We start from the raw sequence: 23,255 nt of genomic DNA on the forward strand, positions 1-23,255 counted from the left end.
CAAAAGTTGCCCCACGAAATGTGTGCTAGAGCGTCTAGGGAAGAATTATTTTTAGAGGCTCGACAATAATTTTTGGCGGGATGATATTTATTTCGCTGCGCTGGGTTTGAGCGCAAGATCCATATATTGAGTGGCGCCTGAATGAGGGGTGAATTGGTAACCATTAAGAGGCTTAATATCTGCCTTGTTTGGCGGGATATCCATGGCTTCGGAGAATAAACCTTACTTCATGGGTCTGGACTTCATTGTCGATACCACTGTGCTTGCGCCGCGCGTCGAGACCGAATTGCTGGCGCGGACGTCAATCTTGATCCTCGGAGAATTTCCCGAAAGAAAACATCTTCTGATCGATATGTGTTGCGGCTCGGGTAATCTCGCCTGCGCCTTGGCCGCGGCGTCACCTGATGCCACGGTCCTTGCCGCGGATCTAACCGACGATGCGGTGCGCGTGGCACGTGCAAACGTCGAGCGGCTCGGCTTTGCGGCCAGAGTTACAGTCCTGCAGGGCGATCTATTCTCCGCACTGGCGCATCAGGGTGCCGAAGGCCGATGCACGATGGTCGTCTGCAACCCGCCCTATATTTCGACCGGAAAGCTGTCGGGCGAAAGCGCGCACCTGCTTGTCAACGAGCCGCGCGAAGCCTTCGATGGTGGCCCCTACGGCATTTCCATCCAGCAACGGCTGGTTAAGGAAGCACCAATTTATCTACGGGAAGGGGGATATCTGTTGTTTGAATTCGGATTGGGCCAGGATCGCCAGGTACGCTCGCTTCTTTCAAGATCTGGCGTATTCGAGCTTGTAAAGTTCGCCGAGGACGATGATGGACATCCAAGAGTGGCTGTCGCCCGTTTCGTGGGTCAAAACCCGTGAGTGCGGTTCGCCCCCTCGAAGAGCGCGACCTTGAGGATGTCGCAGACCTTTATCACGCAACATTCCTTCGAAGACGAGGCCGGACGACTGCATCCATCAAAAATTATCTTGGGGAATTTTATTTCGATGGACCTTTCCGGGATGCGGATATTCCTTCGCTCGTCCATGTCACTGAAAACGGACGTGTCTCCGGCTTTATCGGTGTCCATACGGTACCCTACCTCATTGATGACGCAGCGTTCGAGACCGGGGTCCGCAGCGTCAGGGCTGCGTTTTGTGGCGCACTCATGACGGAACGGCAAGGCAGAGATCCGCTGGCGGGGGCGCGTCTGCTAAAGGGATTTCTGGCCGGGGCTCAGGATATTTCCTTGAGTGAAACCGCCAGCACCGTCACCAAGACAATGTGGGAGAAGCTACGCGGCGGCGTGATCGGTCAACAAAGCCTCGAGTGGTTTCGCATTTTACGGCCCGCCAGCTTCGCATTTGCCGCCGGCTCACACCGCCTGCCTTTTCTCAGAGCCGTTGGCACCGTTGCCGGTTACGCGGACGGGCTTTTGCAGAGGCGTCGCACGTCATCGGGACTGACCGGTTTCGTTCCGGAGCCAATCAACGCAAACGTCTTTACCGAAGTTGGCGACATTGCAGCCTTCGCCGCCCTCGTCCTCCGTCTTGGCAATTCATTTGCAGCGCGTCCTGACTGGAGCAACGGCTATCTTGAGCATGTGTTGAACGCTTCTTTGGAAAAACCCGAATATGGCGACCCCGTCATCGGCATCGTGCGTCGAAAGGATGGAGCGATCCTGGGCGGCTTTCTGTATCACACGAAGCCGGGCGCTATTGCGCGTGTTTTGCAGATCGCATCGACGACGTCGAACTACGGTCTCATTCTCGACCATTTATTCGCCGATGCGTTTCGACGAGGCGCGGCGGGCCTGCGCGGACGCAGCACTCCCGCGCTTCTTAAAGTGGCGCCTGGACGCTCCATGCTGTTTGCCAATCTGTCGGCCAGCGTCATCCACGCAAAGGATCCGACCCTTGCGGAGCCTTTTCTTGATGGCCGTGGCTTCATCAATGGCCTGGCAGGAGAAACATGGAACCGTTTTTTCGGCGGCGGCGTAGCCTGAAATGGGTTATCCTCAGCCGATTTCCCTGATGTCCTCCACCAAATGCGGGCGTTGGTGCAGGTAGCGCGTCGCGCGCCGTTTTGCCACGATGTCCGCGAGCACGTGCTCGACCTCTTGCGGTGTGAGCTGCGCGGCCGCACCAATTTCATGATGCGGGATGTCATGGTTTAGGCCGTATAGGCACAGATCCATACGATCCCACGACAGCGAAAAATAGAACTCCTCCTGGGTCTGCGGCAGAGAGTAGGTGTCGGTGGTCGGCGGTCGTGAGAGGACGTCGTCCGGCACGCCCAGATGCCGCGCCAGCGCATAGACCTGGCTCTTGTAGAGGTGGGCGATGGGTTTGACATCGGCCGCGCCATCGCCGTTCTTCACGAAGAATCCCTGATCGTACTCCAGCCGGTTCGGGGTCCCGAGAACAGCAAAGTTCAGACGATCGGCGTGGTAATATTCGATCTGCTTGCGGGTTCGCTGCTTCATATTGGAGGCTGCGACAATGCCCAGATAGGCGGCGTGCGGAATTCGATGCTTGGATTGTTTTCCCTGGGGATCCGCCACGACCAGATAAGAGAGACTGAAACCGCCTTGCAAGGCGCTGGAGATCACCACTTTGGAGGCCCATCCAACACCGTAATCCGGCACGATCTGGCGGATAAATGCATCGCGGCGCTCATAGCAACCCATGGCAAGCAATGTCGGCCCGATATTTTCGACGATGCCTTCAAGACCGAACCTTGTCGCGACGGCCTTGCCAAGATGAAGGCTGTCCGGATCGGAATCCGCTTCAGGCATGAAAATCGCGCAGACGTTACTCTGTCCTACGGCTTTAACCGCCAGAGCCGCACAGACGCTCGAATCGATGCCGCCGGACAGGCCGAGGACCAGCCCCCGTTTGCGCTGGCTGCGGAGTTGCCCTCGGAGCGCCTCCACGATGCGAAGGGTCTCAGCCTCGACATCAAGATCGAAGACATCAGGACCGAAGGATACCGGTTTCCTCTCAACGTCCAAAGTCGTCGCCTTTCCAAATGCTCCGACGCGCCGCTTCGATCAAAAAGCGCGCAATTCCCACCGCGGTGCCGGGACTTCCACGCTTAGGCCGCAAGCTGCGCCTTGCGTTGCAGGAAGGAGACGATCGCATCGACCGAGTCCAGATTGGTCGGCGTAATATCGGTGTCATCGACACTAACGCCGAAGCCGTCCTCGATAAATGCAACCAGCTCCAGAACGCCGGTGGAATCGATGATGCCGCCGGCAATAAGGGATTGGTTGTCTGCTGGAAGAGCGGCTTCGTCTCCGAACAGGAAGTTTTCCAGAATGAATGTGCGAACTGCGAGAGATGTTGTTCCAGTCATGCCAATGTCTCCAAAATATCGTCCGCTTTCGCGGCATCCATTATATTTTTCGGTTTGGTAAAGGCGTCCAACCATAGCCCGGTTGACAGAATGCCAACGAAGGCTGTGTCTGATCGGAAGCCGGGTGCATCCGAATTCCTGCATTTCTCGACCAGCTTATTAACGGCCAGCGGATTAAAAAGTCCCTGATCCCGGAGCCGCGTCGTGTCGAATACCTCTTCGACATAGCCAGCCGTTTCCTGACCGACGAAAGAACGGCTGTCCGGTGCACGATAGGGTTGTTTCGCGCGCTCCACAATAGATTGCGGCAGGCGATGCCCCAGTGCCTCGCGTAGGATATGTTTTTCCCGAAGACCCCGCAGTTTAGATTGCGGCGGCAACGTCGAGGCAAATTCAACGACGCGGTGGTCAAGGAACGGATAACGCCCTTCAACGCCATTGCCCATCGACATGCGATCTCCCTGGCTCGACAGGATGTAACCGGGCAGGAGGAACCGCGTTTCCAGATACTGCGCCTGATGCAGGGGATGCCACCTTCCGAAGCGTTCGGGCAGACAACCAATCATGTCGTCGGCTGCATCGTAGCCGCGAAGGGTCTCCTTGAGGTCCGCAGAGAAGAACATTTTTGCCGCAGCGGTGTTGTTGAGACGCGGACGATGCGAAAAAAGCGGGTCTTTAAGCGACGTTGCGTGGACACCAAAAAATGCGGCGAGGCTCTCAGGGGTTTGTTTGTGCAGAGCCGGCATATAGGGATAGAGCTTGCGAAAGAGAGCAGGGCGCTTTGTTGATCCTGGCTGTCTCGCACAGAACCGTCGAACGTGGGCTTCCCTGAAAATATCGTAGCCGGCAAAAACTTCGTCTGCGCCTTCGCCCGTCAACACGACCTTGATGCCGTTTTGACGGATGAGGGACGACAGCTTCAACATTGGTGCCGGTGCGGTGCGGACTAGCGGCTTCTCCGCCAATCGAATGACCTCGGGAAAGAGAGACGAGATATCGTCATTCGTGCACAGGGTCGTCGCTTGATGCACATTGAGATGGCGCGCCATCTCCTGCTGGAACGCACTTTCGTCAAACTCAGTGGATTGGAAGGCCACCGAGAATGTTTTCAGGCCGCGCGGAGAATGCTCGGCAGCAAGTGTTGAGACGATAGACGAATCGAGGCCTCCCGAGAGACAGGCGCCCACCGGAACGTCGGCGCGCAAACGCAGACGCGTCGCGTCACCGAGGAGGTACCGCAGCTCTTCCGTACTCTTCGTATCGCCGGCTTCGTCGGCACGTGCATCCGCCGCATCCGGGAAATCGAGATGCCAATAGGACGATAGGTGCTCTCCGTCGGGAGTTGCCACCATAGATGTGCCGGGTTCAATTTCAGAAACGCCGGCAAAGGCGGTTCTTGGACCGATGGGCGACCATAATGTGAAGATCTGATCGAGCGCCAAAGGATCGAGTGCAGCCTGAAAGCCGGGCACCGTCAGCAGGGCTTTAATCTCTGATGCAAAATAGAGGGTTCCCGCGTGGCGCATGTAAAACAGAGGGCGAACGCCCATCCGATCGCGAGCAAGAAACACGCGATTGCGCCGACCGTCCCAGATTGCGAACGAAAAGTCGCCGTTAAGCAGCGATAGGCACTTCTCACCCAGGCGATCATAAAGCTGAAGCAGGACTTCGGTATCGCCCGATGTGCGGAAGACATGGCCCTGTGCGATCAGGTCCTTGCGGAGTTCGACGTGATTGAAAATCTCGCCGTTGAAAGCAATCACAAGCTTGCCGTCGGGAGAGGTCATAGGCTGGTGGCTATCATCGACGCCAACAATCGACAGGCGGACATGCGCCAATCCTGCTTGAGGGGCGGTCCCAGTCGAAGAGCTGATGAAATGACCACGATCATCCGGCCCACGGTGGGAGACGGCGTCAGCCATCGCGGAAAGCAGCCGCGCCGGCTCACGAACGTTCCCAAAAAAACCCGCAAAACCGCACATCAATAACCCACAAAACCCGCGATTTATTTTCCAGAATAAAGTATTTCCGCTTGAAATTCGACCACTATGGGAAGGAAAGGCTTACGGTCGGTTAAATTGCAGCTTCGATTTCATCGAGGCGCTGAAACAACCGAATGGCTCAAACATAAAGATGGGGCGTTCGATCCGCTCAATCAGAGGGTAGAGATTTGATCCTATTGCAAAAGTGGTAACTGCAAACCTGTCATCAAACACAGATCGGATCGTAGTCAGTCAAGCCTCTTTTCGGGACACTTCTCTATTGACCTCAACCTTGGTTGAGGAATTATACCGGCTGCTCTTCGATCGTTTGTCGCATCTATCAGCGACAATGATCCGGAAGCAGGAGCAGGAATGGAAAGCACTCTCTTTAAACACAGTCTGTCGGTCGGAGATGTTGCGCGGCGCAGCGGCATTGCCGTGTCTACAATTCATTTCTATGAGGCGAAGGGCCTGATCGAGGGGTGGCGGACCGCTGGTAATCAGCGGCGCTACCATCGCGCGGTCTTGCGGCGTATTGCCATTATCCGGATCGCGCAACGCGCCGGCATCCAGCTCAGCGTCATCAGGGATGCGATGGCCGATCTGCCCCAGGACCGGGTGGCATCGACTGCGGACTGGCGCAGACTTTCGCAGTCCTGGCGGGAAATGCTCCAGACCCGCATCAACAACCTTGTCATGCTGCGTGATCAGCTGACAGGCTGCATTGGGTGCGGATGCCTTTCGCTTGAGGATTGTCCCCTGCGTAACCCGAATGATGTACTGGCCGATGACGGCGCTGGACCGCGCCGCCTTGTTTCCATTGAATAAGCAGCTATCTCTGCCAAGGCCGTTGGAACTTACGAGAGGTCGGCGGGGACCCAGACACTGACGCTGCCGCCATTGGTTGGGAAGACACCCCTGCCGTTTTCGTCCAAGGTGATCCGCTCCTCACGGTGGCCAAGATAGTCGCGCCAGACAGTTCCCGCTCGTTCGGGGCCGAGATCGGCTTGTTTTTCCCCCGGTCCGCCATTTGACATCACCACAATGCATCCCGGCGCGTCCGCCGTGCCATGTCGCACAAAGGCGACGCAGTCCGCATCGTCAAAAATGTCCGTCTGTGGACCGTTGGCAAAACGGTTGCGGGCTTCGATCAGCTTCGGCAGGCATTCAATCGCAGGCATATCGATCGTGTATTCCCTGCCATCGTTGCCGGTGTCGGTATAACTCGCGCCGAACAGGTCTGGAAAGAAGACGCAGGGAACGCCATTTTCCCGCAGCAGAATGATCGCGTAGGCAAGAGGTTTGAACCAGGGTTCCACCGGCGCTTCGAGCGCTTGCAGCGGCTGGGTATCGTGATTATCGACCAGCGTGACAGCATGGTCGGGGAAGGCGGCGACGAGTGAGCCATTGAAGATGCTGCGCATGTCAAAATCGCTACCCTGTTTCGAAGCCTCATGGAAGCTATGATGAAGAGCGACGTCGAAAAGCATCAGCTGCTTGTCGACGAGTTCAAGATAGCTTTTCAACGCCTCCAGGTCTGGGTGCCAATATTCTGCTACGACGAAAAGATCGGGGTTGATCGCCTCACGCATATGCCCCACCCAGTCGCGGAAGAACCAGGCCGGGATATGTTTGGCAGCGTCGAGGCGAAAGCCATCCACTTCAACCTGCTCGGAGAGCCAACGGCCCCAATATTTCAACTCCTCATAAACGGCCTTGTTGCGAAATTCGACGTCAGCGCCCATGAGATAGTCGAAATTACCGTTCTCCTGATCGACTTCCTCGTTCCACTCACCGTCGCCATAGTCGTTGACGAGGCGGAATACGCCGTTCTCTGTCGGTTCCTCGATGTGATCGACGCCGCTGAAACACCTGTGATCCCAGATGAACTCGGAGTGTGTGCCGCCCCGGCCGGGAAAGGTGAAGCGCGTATAGGCGAGGGCGGAAAAGTCCTCATCGTCGATTTCGGTACGATCATCGGGATTGACGCGGCGAACACGGACGTTTTCTTTTTCATCCGCACCCATTTTGTGGTTGAGGACGACGTCGTGAACGACACGGATGCCATTCTCTTTCAGTGTCTTTGCAGCATGCTCAAGGGCGCCGCGGTCACCATACTTCGTGGCGACGGTGCCTTTCTGGTCGAATTCGCCGAGGTCAAAGAGATCGTAGGTGTCATATCCAACCGAATAGCCGCCGGCTGCGCCCTTGTAGGCGGGCGGCAGCCAGACGTCGGTGACGCCCATTTTGGCAAGGATTTCGGCCTTCTCTGCAACCTCACTCCATAATTTGCCTCCGTCCGGATAATACCAGTGGAAGAATTGAAGCAAGGTGCGTCCGGCCATATGTCCCTCACAATGGTTAGCAGGTCGCGCCATAAACGGCCCGGTGACGAAAGGGTTCCGCCGCCGGTGCCGGGCGATCTGGGATTGGGAGGCCGACGCGCCGGCGTATATTAGCCGGCTATTTCGAGCACCGCCGTTCCCGCCTGCAGATAGTCGCCTTCCTTGCCGATGAGGCGAACCTTGCCGGCCTTGGTGGCGACAATCTGCGTCTCCATCTTCATGGCTTCCATGACCGCCAGAAGATCGCCTTTTGAGACAGTGTCACCATCTTTTACCTTGAAGGATTGCAGGGTACCGGAAACGGGGGCATTGATTTCACCCTCCTTTTCCTTGGTCGCGGCCGCAGACGTGGTTGCATTGCCTCCGCTAACGGTGCCGAGGCTGGAGAGTAGAATGCTCGGCAGCCCGACCGAAACACGCTTGCCGTCGATTTCGAGATAGGTGCGGGTCATCGAAGGGTCGTCGGCCGGTGCCGGGCGCTCCATGGCGTCGGGCATGGCCGCGAAATCGGTTTCGATCCAGCGGGTGTGAACCTTGAACCCATCCGTGCCGATGAAGTCGTCCGTCTCGATTGCGGCGCGATGGAACGGCAGTACGGTCGCGATACCCTCGATACGGAACTCCTTCAGCGCGCGGCGGGCACGGCGCAAAACCTGATCGCGGTCGACACCTGTCACGACGAGTTTCGCCATGAGCGAGTCGAACACACCAGGCACGCTGGAGCCGCTCACGACGCCGCTATCCATGCGAATGCCAGGGCCGGAGGGGGCATCGAAAACCGAGATTGAGCCGGGCGTCGGCAGGAAACCGCGGCCGGGGTCTTCGGCATTAATACGGAATTCCATCGAATGGCCGCGTGGTTCGGGTGTTTCGAGGACACGCAGCTTTTGGCCTTCCGCAATACGGAACTGTTCGATGACGAGATCGATGCCGGTGGTTTCCTCGGTGACGGGATGTTCCACCTGCAGGCGTGTATTGACCTCAAGGAAGGAAATCGTGCCATCGACGCCGAGCAGGAATTCGACGGTGCCGGCGCCGGAATAACCGGCGGCAGCGCAGATCGCCTTTGCGGCCGCGTGGATTTTCTGCCGCTGTTCATCGGACAGGAACGGGGCTGGCGCCTCTTCGATCAGTTTCTGGTTCCGTCGTTGCAGTGAGCAGTCGCGGGTGCCAAGGACAAGCACATTGCCGTGTTTATCGGCCAGAACCTGCGCTTCGATATGGCGCGGCCGGTCGAGGAAACGTTCAAGAAAACATTCACCGCGGCCAAAGGCGGCAGTTGCCTCGCGCACCGCGGATTCGTAGAGATCGGCGATCTCTTCCATCTTCCACGCGACCTTCAGGCCGCGCCCGCCACCGCCATGGGCAGCCTTGATGGCGACCGGCAGGCCGTGCTGTTCGGCAAAGGCGGTGACTTCTGCGGCGGAAGAGATGGGGCCATCACTGCCAGCAACCAGCGGCGCACCAACGCCCGTGGCGATGCGCCGTGCCTCGACCTTATCGCCTAACGCCTCGATGACATGAGGGTCGGGGCCGATCCAGATCAGGCCGGCATCGATGACGGCCTGGGCAAACTCCGCGCGTTCGGACAGAAAGCCGTAACCGGGGTGCACGGCGTCCGCACCGGCGCGTTTGGCAATCGCGATCAGCTTGGCGATGTCGAGATAGGTCTCGGCGGGGCGCACGCCCTCCAGCGCGTAGGCCTCATCCGCCAGCCGGACGAAAAGCGCGTCCTGATCGGGGTCGGCATAAACGGCGACCGATTGCAGGCCGTAATCGCGACAGGCGCGGATGATGCGCACCGCGATCTCGCCGCGATTGGCAATCAGCACTTTTTTCATCGCTTTTCTCCTCCGAACTATGTGTTTTTCGCTGCGATTTCGGCAAAGGGGCCGATCGGGCGGAATTTGATTTTGGCGTTGACCGGGATCTGCCCGGCAAGATCGAGATGATATTCGGCCACTGCGCCGATGACGGGATAACCACCGGTCAGGGGGTGATCGGCAAGGAAAAGAACCGGCTGGCCGCTATGGGGAATCTGGATCGCGCCCGTTGCCGTGCCTTCGCTCGGCAATTCGGCGCTGTCCCTGCGTTCCACCGGCACGTCGCCCGCAAGGCGAATGCCGACGCGGTTCGATTGCGGGGTGACCTGCCAGAGTTGGCCGGTCAGCGTCTCGATACCCTCTTGCGTAAACCAGTCGGTTCGGGGCCCGAGGACGACGTCCAGTGTCACGATCTCGCCCGTTGCCGGGGGATCGAAAGCCGGAACCTCGTCGATCGATACGCTGGATAGACCGGATTTCTCACCCTTGAGCGGCAGAATGGTGCCTGCACCCACCGGATCGGGGCCGACGACAGCCAGAGTATCGGTTGCAAAACTGCCGAGAACCGCCTCGATATCGAACCCGCCACGCACGGCAAGATAACAGCGCATGCCCTTCGGCGGTTGGCCGAAGGTCACCACGTCACCGGCCTCAAGGGAAACTGGTGCATAGGTCTCTGCCACGAAACTGCGATCTGCCGCCGTTATGGTGATGGGGCAGGGGGCGCCGGTTATGCCGATAACGGCGCGGCTTGCACTTTTGAAGGAAAAGCCGCTGAGCGTCAGTTCGAGACAGGGCGTGTTGACCGGATTGCCGACGATGCGATTTGCGGCGTTGAACGCGCCGCGATCCAGCGCGCCTGACGCGGAGACACCCTGCCCGGTCTGGCCGAAACGGCCGAGGTCCTGAAAAATGGCTGGCATCGGCGCGGCAAGCACCTCGAAATGCGGGCGGTCCTTTTTTGGTAATTTCCTGTCCGGTGCCGGGGCTGGGATATCGACCGTTCGACCGGTCTTGTCCATGTCGAAGAAACGCACGCGGTAGCCCGGCTGGAAGAGCGCGCCCGGATCGCGGTCAATGTCCCACATCTTCACCGGCGTGGTGCCGATGATTTGCCAGCCGCCGGGGCTGTTTTGCGGGTAGACGCCGCTGAAAGCACCGGCCAATGCTACTGAGCCGGCCGGAATGCGGGTGCGCGGGCTTTGCCGGCGCGGGACATGCAGCGCGGGATCACCTCCGACCAGATAACCAAAACCGGGAGCGAAGCCGCAGAAGGCGACGGTGAATTCGCTTTCGGTGTGCCGGCGAATGACCTCTTCGATGCTCAGGCCGGTTAGGCCGGCAACGTCGGCGAGGTCTTCACCATCATAATGGACGGGAATCTCCACAAGATTGTCCGAAGGTGCTATCTTTGCCGAGAGGTCGCGGCTTGCAAGCTGCGCCGCCAGCATCTCCGCACCGATTTTTTCGGGGCGGAAACGGATCATCAGGGTACGGGCAGCCGGCACCGTCTCTTCAACGCCCTCGACCGGATCACTCTGAAGCGAGGCGAACAGCGCCAGCGTTTCATCGAGATCGGCGAGTTCGACAAGAATCGTGGTGAGGCTGACGGGGAGAAAACGCATCATATCCTCACGCGTGATAGGCGGTGTCGGGAATGTCGGTGATGAACATGTGGCCCGGCGCATGGGTAATGGCAAAGGGAACACCGGATGCCATCACGGCGGCCTGTGGGGTCACGCCGCAGGCCCAGAACACCGGCACCTCACCGGGTTCGATCCGTACGGCATCGCCAAAATCAGGTTTTGCAAGATCGGAAATGCCGATCTCCTCCGGTGCGCCGACATGTACCGGCGCGCCATGCACAGCCGGAAAACGCCCGGAAATCGTGGCAGCATCGGCCACGCGCGACGCCGGGATCGGCCGCATGGAAACGACCATATTGCCCTTCAGCCGACCGGCGGGGCGGCAGGGTCGGTTGGTCAGATACATCGGAACGTTGCTCTTGTCGGTCATGTGGCGGATTTCGATGCCCGCTTCCACCATCGGAGTCTCGAAAGTGAAGCTGCAGCCGATCAGAAAGGCAACGAGATCGTCGCGCTCCGCCCAGGCGGCCGTTGCGTCGGCAGTTTCCTCGGCAAGCTTGCCATCCCGCCAGATGCGGTAGAGCGGCAGGTCTGTTCTGAGGTCGGCACCGGGAGCCAGAAGCGTGGTCGGCGAGCCGGGATCGGAAACATCAAGGACCGGGCAGGGTTTTGGATTGCGTTGCGCATAAAGCAGAAAGTCGAAGGCCCAGTCACGCGGCAGTACGATCATGTTCGCCTGCGTGAAGCCGGGTGCAATGCCTGAGGTGGGTGCGACAAGGCCGTCGCGATAGGTCGCACGGGCCTTTCGTGCTGTCTCGGCATCCGTGTGGTTGAGATAGGATGTTGGTATCGTCATCGACTACCCCTTTCAGCGATCGGATGCGAAGGAATGGATGTCGATGCTATCAGCCTCGAAGCGACGGCGGATTTCCTGGGCGATCGCGACCGCACCGGGGCTGTCACCATGCACGCAGATGGATTGCGCCTCGATTTTTATGACGCTGCCATCGATTGCCTCCAACGTGCCTTCGCGGGCAAGCTGCACCATGCGTTCGGCGATTTTTGTCGCGTCATGCAGCACGGCCCCGGCTTCGCGGCGGGAGACGAGCTGGCCCTGAGGCGTATAGGCGCGGTCGGCAAAGGCTTCGGCAACGACGGCAAGACCGGATTTGCGGGCGAGATCGAGGATGGGCGCGTTGGCAAGGCCCATCAGCACCAGTGAAGGATCGATTGCCTTGATGCCGTCGATCACGGCCTGCCCCTGTTTCGCATCATTGGCGATGCGGTTATAGAGCGCGCCATGCGGCTTGACGTAACGAACCGTGGTGCCGGCCGCGGCGGAAACGCCTTTCAGCGCGCCGATCTGGTAGATGACATCGGCAATCAGTTCTTCCGAGGTGGCGTCCAGATCGCGGCGGCCGAAGCCGACGCGGTCCGGATAGGAGACATGGGCGCCAACGACCACGCCCTTTTCGGCAGCGGCCTTGACGGTGCGGTAGATACCGGCCGGGTCGCCTGCATGAAATCCGCAGGCGATGTTGGCGCTGGAAACGATGGCGAGCATTGCCTCGTCATCCCCCATGCGCCATGCGCCGTAACTTTCGCCAAGATCGCTGTTGAGATCGATAGCGGCCATGTTTGCCTCCCTTTTGGTTTCTTGCTTACAGGCCGAGCAGGCCGAAGATGGTGCCAGCGGACTTGTAGCCCATGTACCATGTCAATGCGCAAGTCAGAACGCCGAGCACCAGCAGAACACGCGAGTAGCGGTGGCCACCCATCAGGTCTTCACGTTTCCATGCGGCAAACAGGAAGATGCTGAGGCCGATGGGCAGAATGAGGCCGTTCAGGCCACCGACGAAGACCAGCATGGCGGCGGGCGGCGTCGTGATCAGCAGGTAGCAGACGAGCGAGACGGCGATGAAAACCACCGTTGCCATGTTGCGGGCGCGTTCCGTCATGTCCTGTTTGAAGACTGGCAGGAATGAAACGGAGGTATAGGCCGCGCCGATGACGCTGGTGATGGCTGCGGCCCAGAAGATGATGCCGAAAAGCCGGAAGCCAAGGTCGCCGGCGGCCGAACGGAAAGCCTGTGCGGCAGGGTTGGCGGCCTGACTGGAGGTGTCGATGATGACACCGCTGGCGACGACACCGAGAATGGCAAGGAACAGCACATAGCGCATGACGCCGGTGACGGCGATGCCGGTCAAAGCGGCCCGATTGACGGCCGGCAGGTTTTCGATGCCGACCATGCCGCGGTCCAGCAGCCGATGTGCGCCGGAATAGGTGATGTAGCCGCCAACAGTGCCGCCGACGATGGTGGTGATGGTGGCGAAATTGATCGTGTCTGGCAGGAAGGTCTGGCGGAAAGCGTCGCCCACCGGCGGAGCGGAAACGAAAGCCACATAGAGCGTGAGCACGATCATCAGGATGCCGGCGAAGATGATGAAACGGTCGACCGCAAGGCCCGCCCGCTTGGAAACGAAAATGGCGATGGAGAAAACGGCACTGATGGCGCCGCCGATTTTCGGATCAAGCCCGAAAATGGCGTTTAGGCCAAGTCCGGTGCCGCCAATGTTGCCGATGTTGAAAAACAAGCCACCAACAATGACGAGGATGGCCAGGAGATAACCAGAACCGGGAATGGCGGCATTGGCGATGTCGGATGCGCGCATACGCGTCAACGTAACAATGCGCCAGATGTTGAGCTGAACAACGAAGTCGATGAGGATGGACGCAAGAATGCCGAAGGCGAAGGCAGCGCCCAGCTGCGTGGTGAATGTCGCCGTTTGCGTGATGAAGCCCGGACCGATGGCGGAGGTCGCCATCAGGAAGATCGCTCCCAGAAGCGAAGCTCGTTTTGACATTTTTAGATCGGCAGTCGGGGTGAGCTTTTTCTGCTCCATGGATTTTCTCCGCTCCTATCGCTATCCGCCCCTCGCGGATGCTTTATGGCAAGAGTTTGTCGTGTTCTGTGAAATTGTCAATATTGTTCAACAATAAATAATAATCGTTCTCTCATTTTGTCTATTTGTTGGACGTTATGCGCATGAATTCACCACGTTTTTTTCGTGCTTTGCTAATGCTTTGTGCTATGGGCAGAACATAGCCGTGTCTGAACATGCCTGTCACGGAATTCCCGATGCTGCATTGCTCTTCAGAAAGGAGCGCCATGACGGAAACGATAGAAGGTCTGCCGCTTGCGGATCGATTGGCCAAGGGTATTCGCACCCTGCTGATATCTGGTGAGCTGGCGCCGGGGCAGCGCCTTTCAGAGGCGGCCTTCAGTGAACGTTTTGATGTCTCCCGCAACTCGCTGCGCGAAGCATTCCGCCTTTTGACGAAGGACGGGCTGCTGCGTCATGAAGCCAATCGTGGCGTCTTTGTTGCCGTGCCCACCATGTCTTCGGTCATCGACATTTACCGGGTGCGGCGCATGGTTGAGTGTGGGGCCCTGCGCCAGGCCTGGCACAAGCATGCGGCGATCAAGACGATGCGCGCAGCGGTCGAGGACGCCAAAATCAAGCGCGAGGCCGCCGATTGGCTGGGCGTGGGCAGCGCCAACATGAAATTTCACGCCGCCGTGGTCGATCTCCTCGACAGTGCCCGGATCAGCGACTTTTACGAGCGTATCGCTGCGGAACTGAGGCTGTGTTTCGGCCTCCTGAAAGATCCCGAACAGCTTCATTCTCCCTTTGTCGACATGAACAGCAAAATCCTGTCGCTGATGGAGGAAGGCAAGGCGAAAGAGGCGGGCGACGAGATGGATATCTATCTCAATCTTTCCGAGCGCACGGTACTGAAGGCGCTCGAACGCGCCGTCGAACACGCCTCTTGAGGTGCGGGCGGCAGGTTTAGAAACGTTCCTTGCCGTACCGTCCCACTTTTGCAGATCGAGGCGATTGCCAAGTTTGCTGCGCTGCGTCATCAATGCTGCCATGACGCTTCGCGACCTCACCATTCTTGTCATTGACGAAAACGCGATCCGCGCCTCCATCATCGAGGAGGGGCTACGCGAAGCTGGATATCAGCGCGTCACCGTCATCCATGAGGTGAACGGGGTCGCTCGCACCATCGAGACGCTGCAGCCCGATGTCATCTTCATTGATCTTGAAAATCCCAACCGTGATATGATGGAGCATCTTTTCCAGCTGACCCGCACGGTAAGCCGCCCCATCGCCATGTTTGTCGATCGTTCCGATACGGCCTCCATCGAGGCGGCGGTCGAGGCCGGGGTGTCGGCATATGTGGTCGACGGGCTGAAGAAGGAGCGGGTCAAGCCCATTCTCGATATGGCCGTCAGCCGATTCAATGCCTTCAGCCGCCTGCAGCGGGAACTTGCCGATGCAAAATCGGCGCTGGAGGAACGCAAGGTCGTGGAGCGGGCGAAGGGTATATTGATGAAGATGCGCGGCCTTTCCGAGGAACAGGCTTTTGCGCTTCTGCGGCAGACGGCGATGAACGAAAAAAAGAAGATTTCCGAGATCGCGCAAAGCGTGGTCACCGCGGCGGGTCTGTTGATCTGACGAACCTGCCGGCCGGACAATCAAGGAGTGCGTGAAATGGCGGCACCGGAATCACATGGCGGCGAAACGCAAGCCCCTGGTTCACCGGCAATGGTCGGCAGCGACCGGCAAAAAATCCTGCGTGCAGGTTTTATTCCTCTTGTCGATGCGTCCGTTCTCATTGCTGCGGCCGAATTCGGTTTCGCCGAACGCGAGGGCCTGACGCTCGATCTCGTCAAGGATGTTTCCTGGGCGAATGTGCGCGACCGGTTGGCGTTCCGGCAATTCGATATCGCCCATATGCTGTCGCCGATGCCCGTCGCCTCCATGCTCGGGCTCGGCTCCAATCCGTCGCCGACAATCACGCCCTTTTCACTCGGACGTGGCGGAAATGCGATCACGCTTTCGACCCGGCTGTTTGCACGGATGAAGGCTTTGACCGGGCTTTCCGAAACGGCGGGAGCGCTCGAAAATGCCGAGGCGTTGAAGCGGGTGCTCGATGATATGCGCGCGCGCGGCGAACCGCCGCCGACGCTTGGTATGACCTACCCGTTTTCCTCGCATAACTACGAGTTCCGCTATTGGCTCGCCGCCGGTGGCATTCATCCCGATCATGATGTGAAGCTTGTGGTGGTGCCGCCGCCCATGACCTCGGATGCGCTGGCGGCAGGCGCCATCGATGGCTTCTGTGTCGGTGCGCCATGGAACATTGTCGCTGCCGAGCGTGGTGTCGGACGGATCGTGGCTGCCAAGCAGGATTTGTGGCCCTCCGCTCCCGAAAAAGTCATCGCCATGCGGCCGGAATGGGCGGAAAGCCAGCCGGAAACGGTGGGGAGGCTATTGACGGCGCTCGATGCCGCCGCAAGCTGGTGTGATAGCGCAGATAATCACGACGCGCTGAGTGGTGCGCTCGCCGATCCGCGTTATATCGGCGCGCCGCAAAGCATTATTCGCCGCGTGCTAGCGGGCGAATTCAGCATCGACAGCCAGGGCAACCGTCGGGTCATCGACAAATATTTCACCTTCCATGGCGACCACGCCAATTATCCGCGCCAAAGCCAGGCCCTGTGGATTTACAGCCAGATGGTCCGCTGGGGGCAGGCGGAATTGTCTGAGGCCGGTGGCAACGCCGCTCTCTCTGCCTATCGACCGGATATTTATCGGGCGGCTTTAGGTGACGGGAAAGCGCCCGACGATGCCGACATCCGCATCGAGGGGCAAGACGAGGGAGACCGTTTCGTGGATGGCGTCGTGTTCGATCCTGCCGATATAGCCAGTTATGTGAACAGCTTTGCCGTGCGCACATTTGCACCCGTTTCCGCCACTCCGGGTGAGGCATGATCGGTCTTTCGCCGTTCCATCTGCGCAAATTTCAAGCGCGCATTCCTCCAATTTGCACAAAGGAAAGACAAGAATGTCGCTGATTAAAATTTAATCATGCGGTCGATCTCGATAAATAAACTTTTATTTTCAATGATTTAAACTTAATTTTGTAAACTGGCACGCCTCTTGCTTCCTATTGTTTGCACCGGTCAACGGCGATCGGAGCGAGCAGGGCGCGGCATAGGCGCTTTCAAAGACATAGACGTCGCAAGGTTTTGCTGCCCGGAACACCTCCCGTTCCGAAGGCGCAAACACCGAGCGGCGTTTTTTTGTTTTCAGGTTTTTTCGCAAGCGAAAGCGTCACCCGCAGAGGTGGCCCAATAAGGGGAACATGCGAATGAAAAAGATATTCTCCGGCGATGTCAGCCGCCGCACGATACTTCAGACGACAGCCGCGGCAGCCCTCGTCAGCGCCTTACGCGTGGCCTTTCCCTCCGGTGCTTTCGCGGCAACCGCTGAGCCGGAAGTGAAAGGCGCGAAAATCGGCTTTATCGCGCTCACCGATGCCGCGCCGCTCGTCATCGCGGCGGAAAAGGGCCTGTTCGCCAAACATGGCATGCCCGAGGTCGAGGTTCTAAAGCAGGCTTCCTGGGGTGCGACGCGCGATAATCTGGTGCTCGGCGGCGCCTCGAACGGCATCGACGGCGCACACATCCTGACGCCGATGCCGTATCTCATGCATACCGGCAAGGTAACCCAGAACAATGTGCCGGTGCCGATGACCATCCTCGCGCGCCTAAACCTCGACAGCCAGGGCATCTCCGTCGCCAGGGAATATGCCGAGACCGGCGTTCAGCTGGATGCATCCAAACTGAAGGCGGCTTTCGAGAAGAAGAAGGCCGAAGGCAAGGAAATCAAGGCGGCCATGACCTTCCCCGGCGGCACCCATGATCTCTGGATCCGCTATTGGCTCGCCGCCGGCGGCATCGATCCGGACAAGGACGTCTCCACCATCGTCGTTCCGCCCCCGCAGATGGTCGCCAACATGAAGGTCGGCAACATGGACGTCTTCTGTGTGGGCGAGCCGTGGAACGAGCAGCTGGTCAATCAGGGCATCGGCTTTACTGCCTGTACGACAGGTGAACTCTGGAAGGGCCATCCGGAAAAGGCGCTCGGCATGCGCGCCGACTGGGTGGAAAAGAACCCCAACGCCACCAAGGCCCTGCTGATGGCCGTGATGGAAGCTCAAGCATGGTGCGACGAGATGGCCAACAAGGAGGAGATGTCCGCCATCCTCGGCAAACGCCAATGGTTCAACGTACCGCCGAAGGATGTTCTCGGCCGCCTCAAGGGCAATATCAATTACGGCAACGGCCGCGTCATGGAAAATACTGGCCTGCAGATGAAGTTCTGGCAGGACCATGCCTCCTATCCGTTCCACAGCCATGACAGCTGGTTCATCACCGAAAACATCCGCTGGGGAAAATTCGCGCCCGACACCGATGTGAAGGCGCTGGTTGCGAAGGTGAACCGTGAGGATATCTGGCGCGCGGCGGCCAAGGACCTCGGCGTTGCCGATCTTCCCGCCTCCACCTCGCGCGGCAAGGAAACCTTCTTCGACGGCAAGGTCTTCGACCCGGAAAATCCGTCCGCCTATCTCGAAAGCCTTTCCATCAAGGCGGCCTCCTGAGGAGGAGACCGGGCATCGCCCTTCATCCGCCAGTGCCCGCCTTTCGGCGGCCGAGACTGAAGACCGGATGAAGGGCGAGCCCTGACCGCAACCGCAATCAAGAGGAAATGCCCATGTCCGCATTAGCGCGAAAATTCAAGGAAGAGCCGCAGCAGCCGGCAGTACGCAAGGCAAACGTCGTGGCGCTCGCGCCGAGGCAGTTGCCGCGCATCGATCTGCGCAACTGGGGTGCGATCGCGGCCCGCAACATCGTCCCACCCTTCGTCGTCCTCGCCATTCTGCTCGGGATCTGGCAATTGCTCTGTTCCGCCCCCGGCGCCTCCCTGCCGCCGCCGAGCCAGGTCTTCGAGGAGAGCTACGATCTCATCGTCTCGCCGTTTTTCCAGAACGGTTCGCAGGATATCGGCCTTGGCCTGCGTGTCCTCGTCTCGCTCGAGCGGGTGGCTTACGGTTTCGGCCTTGCCGCTATCGCGGGCATCATCCTCGGGGCTGTGATCGGCCAGTCGGTCTGGGCGATGCGCGGTCTCGATCCGATCTTCCAGGTGCTGCGCACCGTGCCGCCGCTCGCCTGGCTGCCGCTGTCGCTGGCCGCCTTTCAGGACAGCAATCCGTCGGCGATTTTCGTGATCTTCATCACCTCCATCTGGCCGGTCATCATCAATACGGCGGTCGGCGTGCGCAATATTCCGCAGGACTACCGCAACGTGGCGCAGGTGCTGCGGCTGAACCAGTTCGAATTCTTCTTCAAGATCATGCTGCCATCGGCAGCCCCTTACATCTTCACCGGCCTGCGCATCGGTGTCGGCCTTTCGTGGCTGGCGATCGTCGCGGCGGAAATGCTGACCGGCGGTGTCGGCATCGGTTTCTTCATCTGGGATGCGTGGAATTCCTCGCGTCTGCCCGACATCATCGTGGCGCTCGCCTATATCGGCGTCGTCGGCTTCATGCTCGACAAGCTGGTGGCGGCGCTCGGCAAGGTCATCACCCGCGGCGTTGCGGCGAATTGAGAGGGCGACGATTATGAACGCTTATCTGAAGCTCGATCACATCGACAAATATTTCGACAGGGGCGGCTCGCGCGCCGAGGTGCTGAAAGGCATCAACCTCACCATCGAAAAAGGCGAATTCGTTTCGGTCATCGGCCATTCCGGCTGCGGCAAATCCACGATGCTCAACCTCATCGCCGGGCTGACGAAGGTTTCGGCCGGTGCCGTTCTGCTCGAAAACCGGGAGGTCAACGAGCCCGGTCCGGAACGCGCAGTCGTGTTCCAGAACCACAGCCTGCTGCCCTGGCTTTCGGTTTATGAGAACGTCAATCTCGCCGTAGAGAAGGTGTTCAGCAGGACAAAAACACGTGCCGAACGCCATGACTGGGTCATGCGCAATCTCGATCTCGTGCAGATGGCACATGCCAGGGACAAGAAACCCTCGGAAATTTCCGGCGGCATGAAGCAGCGCGTCGGCATCGCCCGGGCGCTCGCCATGGAACCGAAGATCCTGCTGCTGGACGAGCCTTTCGGGGCGCTCGACGCGCTGACTCGCGCCCATCTTCAGGACGCCGTGATGGAAATCCACGCGCGGCTCGGCAACACCATGGTCATGATCACCCATGATGTCGATGAGGCGGTGCTGCTTTCCGATCGCATCGTGATGATGACCAACGGTCCCGCCGCCCATATCGGCGAAGTGCTGGACGTGCCGCTCGCCCGCCCGCGCGACCGCATCGAGCTTGCATCCGACAAGACCTACCTCAAATGCCGCGAGGCCGTGCTGAAGTTCCTTTACGAACGTCACCGCTTCGTCGAAGCCGCGGAGTAACAATCATGACGCAAAAACTCGTCATCATCGGCAATGGCATGGCGCCGGGGCGCATGCTGGAAAACCTGTTCGAAACCGCGCCCGGCCTTTACGATGTCACCATTTTCAACGCCGAGCCGCGCGTCAATTACGATCGCATCATGCTCTCGCCGGTACTTTCAGGTGAGAAGAGCTATGACGATATCGTCATCCATAATGACGACTGGTATGCGGCCAATAACGTCACCTTGCACAAGGGTGCCAAAGTGACGGGCATCGACCGGGACAAAAAGACCGTCACCAGCGAAAACGGCATCACGGTTTCCTACGACAAGCTGGTGATCGCCACCGGTTCCCTGCCCTTCATCATCCCCGTCCCCGGCCATCAGCTTCCTGGCGTGCTCGCCTATCGCGATCTCGACGATGTCACGAAGATGCTGGCGATCGCCGAGGGCAAGGGCCGCGCCATCGTCATTGGCGCCGGTCTCCTCGGGCTGGAGGCCGCATATGGTCTCAAGCGCCAGGGCATGGACGTTACCGTCATCCACCTGATGCCGACGATCATGGAGCGCCAGCTCGATCCGGCAGCGGCCTATCTTCTCGAAAAGGCGCTCACCGAGCGCGGCATCGACATCATCACCAAGGCCAATACCAAATGCATTCTCGGTGAGGAAAAGGTCGAAGGCATCGAGCTGGAGGACGGCCGGATCATCAAGGGCGACATGGTCGTGATGGCGGTCGGCATTCGCCCGGCTTCCGGTCTTGCCAAGGACGCTGGTCTCGCCGTCAATCGCGGCATCGTCGTCGATGACGGCATGATGACCTCGGACGCTTCGATCTACGCGCTCGGCGAATGCGCCGAGCATCGCGGCATGTGCTACGGGCTGGTTGCACCGCTTTACGAATCGGCGCGTGTGCTCGCGGACCGGCTGTGTGGCGGCTCGGCCGAATATCACGGCTCCGTCACCAACACGAAACTGAAAGTTACCGGCATCAACCTGTTTTCCGCCGGCGATTTCGCAGAAGGCGACGACCGCGAGGAAATCGTGCTGCGCGACGCCACCGCCGGTGTCTACAAGCGCCTGATCCTCAAGGAAAACCGCATCATCGGCGCGGTTCTTTACGGCGAGACGGCGGACGGATCGTGGTTCTTCGACCTGATGAAGAAATCGACCGATATTTCCGCCATGCGCGAAACCCTGATCTTCGGTCAGGCCTATCAGGGAGGGTCGCCGCTGGACCCTATGGCGGCCGTTGCAGCCTTGCCGGATGATGCGGAAATCTGCGGCTGCAACGGCGTCTGCAAGGGCAAGATCACGTCGGCAATCACGTCCAAGGGGCTGACGTCGCTCGACGATGTGCGCGCCCACACCAAGGCGTCCGCCTCCTGCGGCAATTGCACCGGCCTTGTCGAGCAGCTGATGACGATAACGCTCGGCGGCAGCTACAATCCCGCTGCCGTGCAGCCCATGTGCAAATGTACCGATCTCGGCCATGACGATGTGCGCCTGCTTATCAAGGCCAAGGGCCTGAAGACCATTCCCGCCGTGATGCAGGAATTGGAATGGAAGACCTCCTGCGGCTGCGCCAAGTGCCGGCCGGCGCTCAATTATTATCTCGTCTGCGATTTTCCGGACGAATATGCCGATGATTACCAGTCGCGTTACATCAATGAGCGCGTTCACGCCAATATCCAGAAGGACGGCACCTATTCCGTCGTGCCGCGCATGTGGGGCGGCGTCACCTCCTCCTCCGAGCTTCGGGCGATTGCCGATGTGGTCGACAAGTTCGATATTCCGATGGTGAAGGTGACGGGCGGCCAGCGTATCGACCTTCTCGGCATCGAGAAGGAGGATCTGCCCGCCGTCTGGGCCGATCTCGGCAAGGCCGGCTTCATTTCCGGTCAGGCCTATGCCAAGGGCTTGCGCACGGTCAAAACCTGCGTCGGCCAGCAATGGTGCCGTTTCGGCACGCAGGATTCCACCGGGCTCGGCATCCGCATCGAAAAATTCATGTGGGGCTCGTGGACGCCCGCCAAGCTGAAGCTCGCCGTTTCCGGCTGTCCGCGCAACTGCGCGGAGGCCACCTGCAAGGATATCGGCGTCATCTGCGTCGATTCCGGTTTCGAGATCCATTTCGCCGGCGCCGCCGGTCTCGATATCAAGGGCACGGAAGTGCTCGGTCTCGTCCATACCGAGGACGAGGCGCTGGAACATATCGTCGCGCTGACGCAGATGTATCGCGAACAGGCGCGCTATCTCGAGCGCATCTACAAATGGGCCAAGCGCATCGGTTACGACGAGGTGCGCCGCCAGATCATGGAGGATGCCGACAAGCGCCGGGCCTATTTCGAGCGCTTCGTCTTCAGTCAGCAATTCGCGCAGGTCGATCCCTGGTCGGAACGGGTGTCCGGCCGCGACAAGCATGAGTTCAGGCCCATGGCGGCGATCGGTTTCAGCGAGGCGGCGGAGTGAGGACGATGGACAGCAACTGGATCGATATTGGCGATATCTCCGACATCCCGTTGCGCGGCGCGCGCTGCGTGAAAACCCCGATGGGCAAGATCGCCGTGTTCCGCACGGCGGAAAATCAGGTCTTCGCGATTGAGGACCATTGCCCGCATAAGGGCGGGCCGCTCTCCCAGGGCATCGTGCATGGGGCTTCAGTGACGTGTCCCTTGCACAATTGGGTTATTTCGCTGGAGACCGGCAAGGCGCTGGGGGCTGATGAGGGCGAGGTGAGGACGATTCCGATACGCAATCTCGACGGAAGGCTTTCGATAGCGCTCGAAACTTTGATGATAGCGGCGGAGTGAATGGCGATGGCAGTGAGGTTACCCCCTTCTGTCCTGCCGGGCATC

General features: G+C 59.2%; 20 protein-coding genes. 11 read left to right on the forward strand and 9 right to left on the reverse strand.

The window, feature by feature from the left end; genetic code table 11:
- The first annotated feature begins 202 nt into the window (after positions 1-202).
- Both AT6N2_RS19850 and AT6N2_RS19855 read left to right on the forward strand, forming a co-directional pair.
- Positions 203-871: a N5-glutamine methyltransferase family protein gene (locus AT6N2_RS19850; RefSeq protein ID WP_209090948.1), complete on the forward strand. Its 669-nt coding sequence runs from the start codon at positions 203-205 to the stop codon at positions 869-871.
- Between the two features lie 368 nt (positions 872-1,239).
- On the forward strand, positions 1,240-1,995 hold the full coding sequence (locus tag AT6N2_RS19855; protein ID WP_209090950.1) for a hypothetical protein: 756 nt from the start codon (positions 1,240-1,242) through the stop codon (positions 1,993-1,995).
- Between the two features lie 12 nt (positions 1,996-2,007).
- On the opposite strand, the gene nadE is transcribed toward AT6N2_RS19855, so the two are convergent.
- From nadE to asnB, 3 genes are all read right to left on the reverse strand, one after another.
- On the reverse strand, positions 2,008-3,003 hold the full coding sequence (gene nadE / locus AT6N2_RS19860) for an NAD(+) synthase (RefSeq protein ID WP_209090952.1): 996 nt from the start codon (positions 3,001-3,003) through the stop codon (positions 2,008-2,010).
- Between the two features lie 83 nt (positions 3,004-3,086).
- Positions 3,087-3,347, reverse strand: coding sequence for an acyl carrier protein (locus AT6N2_RS19865; protein WP_209090954.1), 261 nt, complete (start codon positions 3,345-3,347; stop codon positions 3,087-3,089).
- Positions 3,344-5,329, reverse strand: coding sequence for an asparagine synthase (glutamine-hydrolyzing) (gene asnB, locus AT6N2_RS19870; RefSeq protein ID WP_209090956.1), 1,986 nt, complete (start codon positions 5,327-5,329; stop codon positions 3,344-3,346). Before asnB ends, AT6N2_RS19865 begins: the two co-directional genes overlap by 4 nt.
- Before the next feature lie 372 nt (positions 5,330-5,701).
- Between asnB and soxR the strand changes: the two genes are divergently transcribed.
- Complete coding sequence (gene soxR / locus AT6N2_RS19875; RefSeq protein ID WP_209090958.1) at positions 5,702-6,157, forward strand: redox-sensitive transcriptional activator SoxR; 456 nt, start codon at positions 5,702-5,704, stop codon at positions 6,155-6,157.
- 29 nt (positions 6,158-6,186) lie between these two features.
- Here soxR and amyA read toward each other — a convergent pair whose 3' ends face one another.
- From amyA to AT6N2_RS19905, 6 genes are all read right to left on the reverse strand, one after another.
- Positions 6,187-7,674, reverse strand: coding sequence for an alpha-amylase (gene amyA, locus AT6N2_RS19880; RefSeq protein WP_209090960.1), 1,488 nt, complete (start codon positions 7,672-7,674; stop codon positions 6,187-6,189).
- A gap of 110 nt (positions 7,675-7,784) precedes the next feature.
- Positions 7,785-9,515, reverse strand: coding sequence for an acetyl/propionyl/methylcrotonyl-CoA carboxylase subunit alpha (locus AT6N2_RS19885; RefSeq protein ID WP_209090962.1), 1,731 nt, complete (start codon positions 9,513-9,515; stop codon positions 7,785-7,787).
- A gap of 17 nt (positions 9,516-9,532) precedes the next feature.
- Positions 9,533-11,122, reverse strand: a complete 1,590-nt coding sequence (locus tag AT6N2_RS19890) for a 5-oxoprolinase/urea amidolyase family protein (RefSeq protein WP_209091930.1) — start codon at positions 11,120-11,122, stop codon at positions 9,533-9,535.
- Positions 11,123-11,129: 7 nt separating this feature from the next.
- Positions 11,130-11,939, reverse strand: coding sequence for a putative hydro-lyase (locus AT6N2_RS19895; RefSeq protein ID WP_209090964.1), 810 nt, complete (start codon positions 11,937-11,939; stop codon positions 11,130-11,132).
- 12 nt (positions 11,940-11,951) lie between these two features.
- Positions 11,952-12,719 (reverse strand): LamB/YcsF family protein, encoded by a 768-nt coding sequence (locus AT6N2_RS19900; protein ID WP_209090966.1) that lies wholly within the window; start codon positions 12,717-12,719, stop codon positions 11,952-11,954.
- 25 nt (positions 12,720-12,744) lie between these two features.
- On the reverse strand, positions 12,745-13,986 hold the full coding sequence (locus AT6N2_RS19905; protein WP_063950254.1) for an NRAMP family divalent metal transporter: 1,242 nt from the start codon (positions 13,984-13,986) through the stop codon (positions 12,745-12,747).
- 266 nt (positions 13,987-14,252) lie between these two features.
- On the opposite strand from AT6N2_RS19905, the gene AT6N2_RS19910 reads away from it, so the two are divergent.
- The 8 genes from AT6N2_RS19910 (at position 14,253) to nirD (ending at position 23,210) form a co-directional block, all read left to right on the forward strand.
- Positions 14,253-14,918, forward strand: a complete 666-nt coding sequence (locus tag AT6N2_RS19910) for a GntR family transcriptional regulator (RefSeq protein ID WP_063950255.1) — start codon at positions 14,253-14,255, stop codon at positions 14,916-14,918.
- A 100-nt stretch (positions 14,919-15,018) separates the two neighbouring features.
- Complete coding sequence (locus tag AT6N2_RS19915; protein WP_209091932.1) at positions 15,019-15,606, forward strand: ANTAR domain-containing response regulator; 588 nt, start codon at positions 15,019-15,021, stop codon at positions 15,604-15,606.
- Between the two features lie 36 nt (positions 15,607-15,642).
- Positions 15,643-16,926 (forward strand): CmpA/NrtA family ABC transporter substrate-binding protein, encoded by a 1,284-nt coding sequence (locus AT6N2_RS19920; protein ID WP_209090968.1) that lies wholly within the window; start codon positions 15,643-15,645, stop codon positions 16,924-16,926.
- Between the two features lie 379 nt (positions 16,927-17,305).
- Positions 17,306-18,598 (forward strand): CmpA/NrtA family ABC transporter substrate-binding protein, encoded by a 1,293-nt coding sequence (locus tag AT6N2_RS19925; protein ID WP_209090970.1) that lies wholly within the window; start codon positions 17,306-17,308, stop codon positions 18,596-18,598.
- Positions 18,599-18,711: 113 nt separating this feature from the next.
- Positions 18,712-19,605 carry a nitrate ABC transporter permease gene (gene ntrB, locus AT6N2_RS19930; RefSeq protein ID WP_209090972.1) on the forward strand — a complete coding sequence of 298 codons (894 nt, stop codon included), beginning with the start codon at positions 18,712-18,714 and terminating at the stop codon, positions 19,603-19,605.
- Between the two features lie 13 nt (positions 19,606-19,618).
- The gene (locus AT6N2_RS19935; RefSeq protein WP_209090974.1) at positions 19,619-20,416 is read left to right on the forward strand and encodes an ABC transporter ATP-binding protein; all 798 of its coding nucleotides are present in this window, start codon (positions 19,619-19,621) and stop codon (positions 20,414-20,416) included.
- A gap of 5 nt (positions 20,417-20,421) precedes the next feature.
- Positions 20,422-22,869, forward strand: coding sequence for a nitrite reductase large subunit NirB (gene nirB, locus AT6N2_RS19940; protein ID WP_209090976.1), 2,448 nt, complete (start codon positions 20,422-20,424; stop codon positions 22,867-22,869).
- A 5-nt stretch (positions 22,870-22,874) separates the two neighbouring features.
- Positions 22,875-23,210 carry a nitrite reductase small subunit NirD gene (nirD, locus tag AT6N2_RS19945; RefSeq protein ID WP_209090978.1) on the forward strand — a complete coding sequence of 112 codons (336 nt, stop codon included), beginning with the start codon at positions 22,875-22,877 and terminating at the stop codon, positions 23,208-23,210.
- Positions 23,211-23,255 lie beyond the last annotated feature (45 nt).

Source organism: Agrobacterium tumefaciens (assembly GCF_017726655.1).
Taxonomy (GTDB): Bacteria; Pseudomonadota; Alphaproteobacteria; order Rhizobiales; family Rhizobiaceae; genus Agrobacterium; species Agrobacterium tumefaciens_B.

Excerpts from the sequence above, each read along its gene's own strand:
- AT6N2_RS19850 (WP_209090948.1), top strand. The coding sequence starts at position 203 with ATGGCTTCGGAGAATAAACCTTACTTCATGGGTCTGGACTTCATTGTC.
- AT6N2_RS19865 (WP_209090954.1), bottom strand. The coding sequence starts at position 3,347 with ATGACTGGAACAACATCTCTCGCAGTTCGCACATTCATTCTGGAAAAC.
- asnB (WP_209090956.1), bottom strand. The coding sequence starts at position 5,329 with ATGTGCGGTTTTGCGGGTTTTTTTGGGAACGTTCGTGAGCCGGCGCGG.
- soxR (WP_209090958.1), top strand. The coding sequence starts at position 5,702 with ATGGAAAGCACTCTCTTTAAACACAGTCTGTCGGTCGGAGATGTTGCG.
- amyA (WP_209090960.1), bottom strand. The coding sequence starts at position 7,674 with ATGGCCGGACGCACCTTGCTTCAATTCTTCCACTGGTATTATCCGGAC.
- AT6N2_RS19885 (WP_209090962.1), bottom strand. The coding sequence starts at position 9,515 with ATGAAAAAAGTGCTGATTGCCAATCGCGGCGAGATCGCGGTGCGCATC.
- AT6N2_RS19890 (WP_209091930.1), bottom strand. The coding sequence starts at position 11,122 with ATGCGTTTTCTCCCCGTCAGCCTCACCACGATTCTTGTCGAACTCGCC.
- AT6N2_RS19895 (WP_209090964.1), bottom strand. The coding sequence starts at position 11,939 with ATGACGATACCAACATCCTATCTCAACCACACGGATGCCGAGACAGCA.
- AT6N2_RS19900 (WP_209090966.1), bottom strand. The coding sequence starts at position 12,719 with ATGGCCGCTATCGATCTCAACAGCGATCTTGGCGAAAGTTACGGCGCA.
- AT6N2_RS19905 (WP_063950254.1), bottom strand. The coding sequence starts at position 13,986 with ATGGAGCAGAAAAAGCTCACCCCGACTGCCGATCTAAAAATGTCAAAA.
- AT6N2_RS19910 (WP_063950255.1), top strand. The coding sequence starts at position 14,253 with ATGACGGAAACGATAGAAGGTCTGCCGCTTGCGGATCGATTGGCCAAG.
- AT6N2_RS19915 (WP_209091932.1), top strand. The coding sequence starts at position 15,019 with ATGACGCTTCGCGACCTCACCATTCTTGTCATTGACGAAAACGCGATC.
- AT6N2_RS19920 (WP_209090968.1), top strand. The coding sequence starts at position 15,643 with ATGGCGGCACCGGAATCACATGGCGGCGAAACGCAAGCCCCTGGTTCA.
- AT6N2_RS19925 (WP_209090970.1), top strand. The coding sequence starts at position 17,306 with ATGAAAAAGATATTCTCCGGCGATGTCAGCCGCCGCACGATACTTCAG.
- ntrB (WP_209090972.1), top strand. The coding sequence starts at position 18,712 with ATGTCCGCATTAGCGCGAAAATTCAAGGAAGAGCCGCAGCAGCCGGCA.
- AT6N2_RS19935 (WP_209090974.1), top strand. The coding sequence starts at position 19,619 with ATGAACGCTTATCTGAAGCTCGATCACATCGACAAATATTTCGACAGG.
- nirB (WP_209090976.1), top strand. The coding sequence starts at position 20,422 with ATGACGCAAAAACTCGTCATCATCGGCAATGGCATGGCGCCGGGGCGC.
- nirD (WP_209090978.1), top strand. The coding sequence starts at position 22,875 with ATGGACAGCAACTGGATCGATATTGGCGATATCTCCGACATCCCGTTG.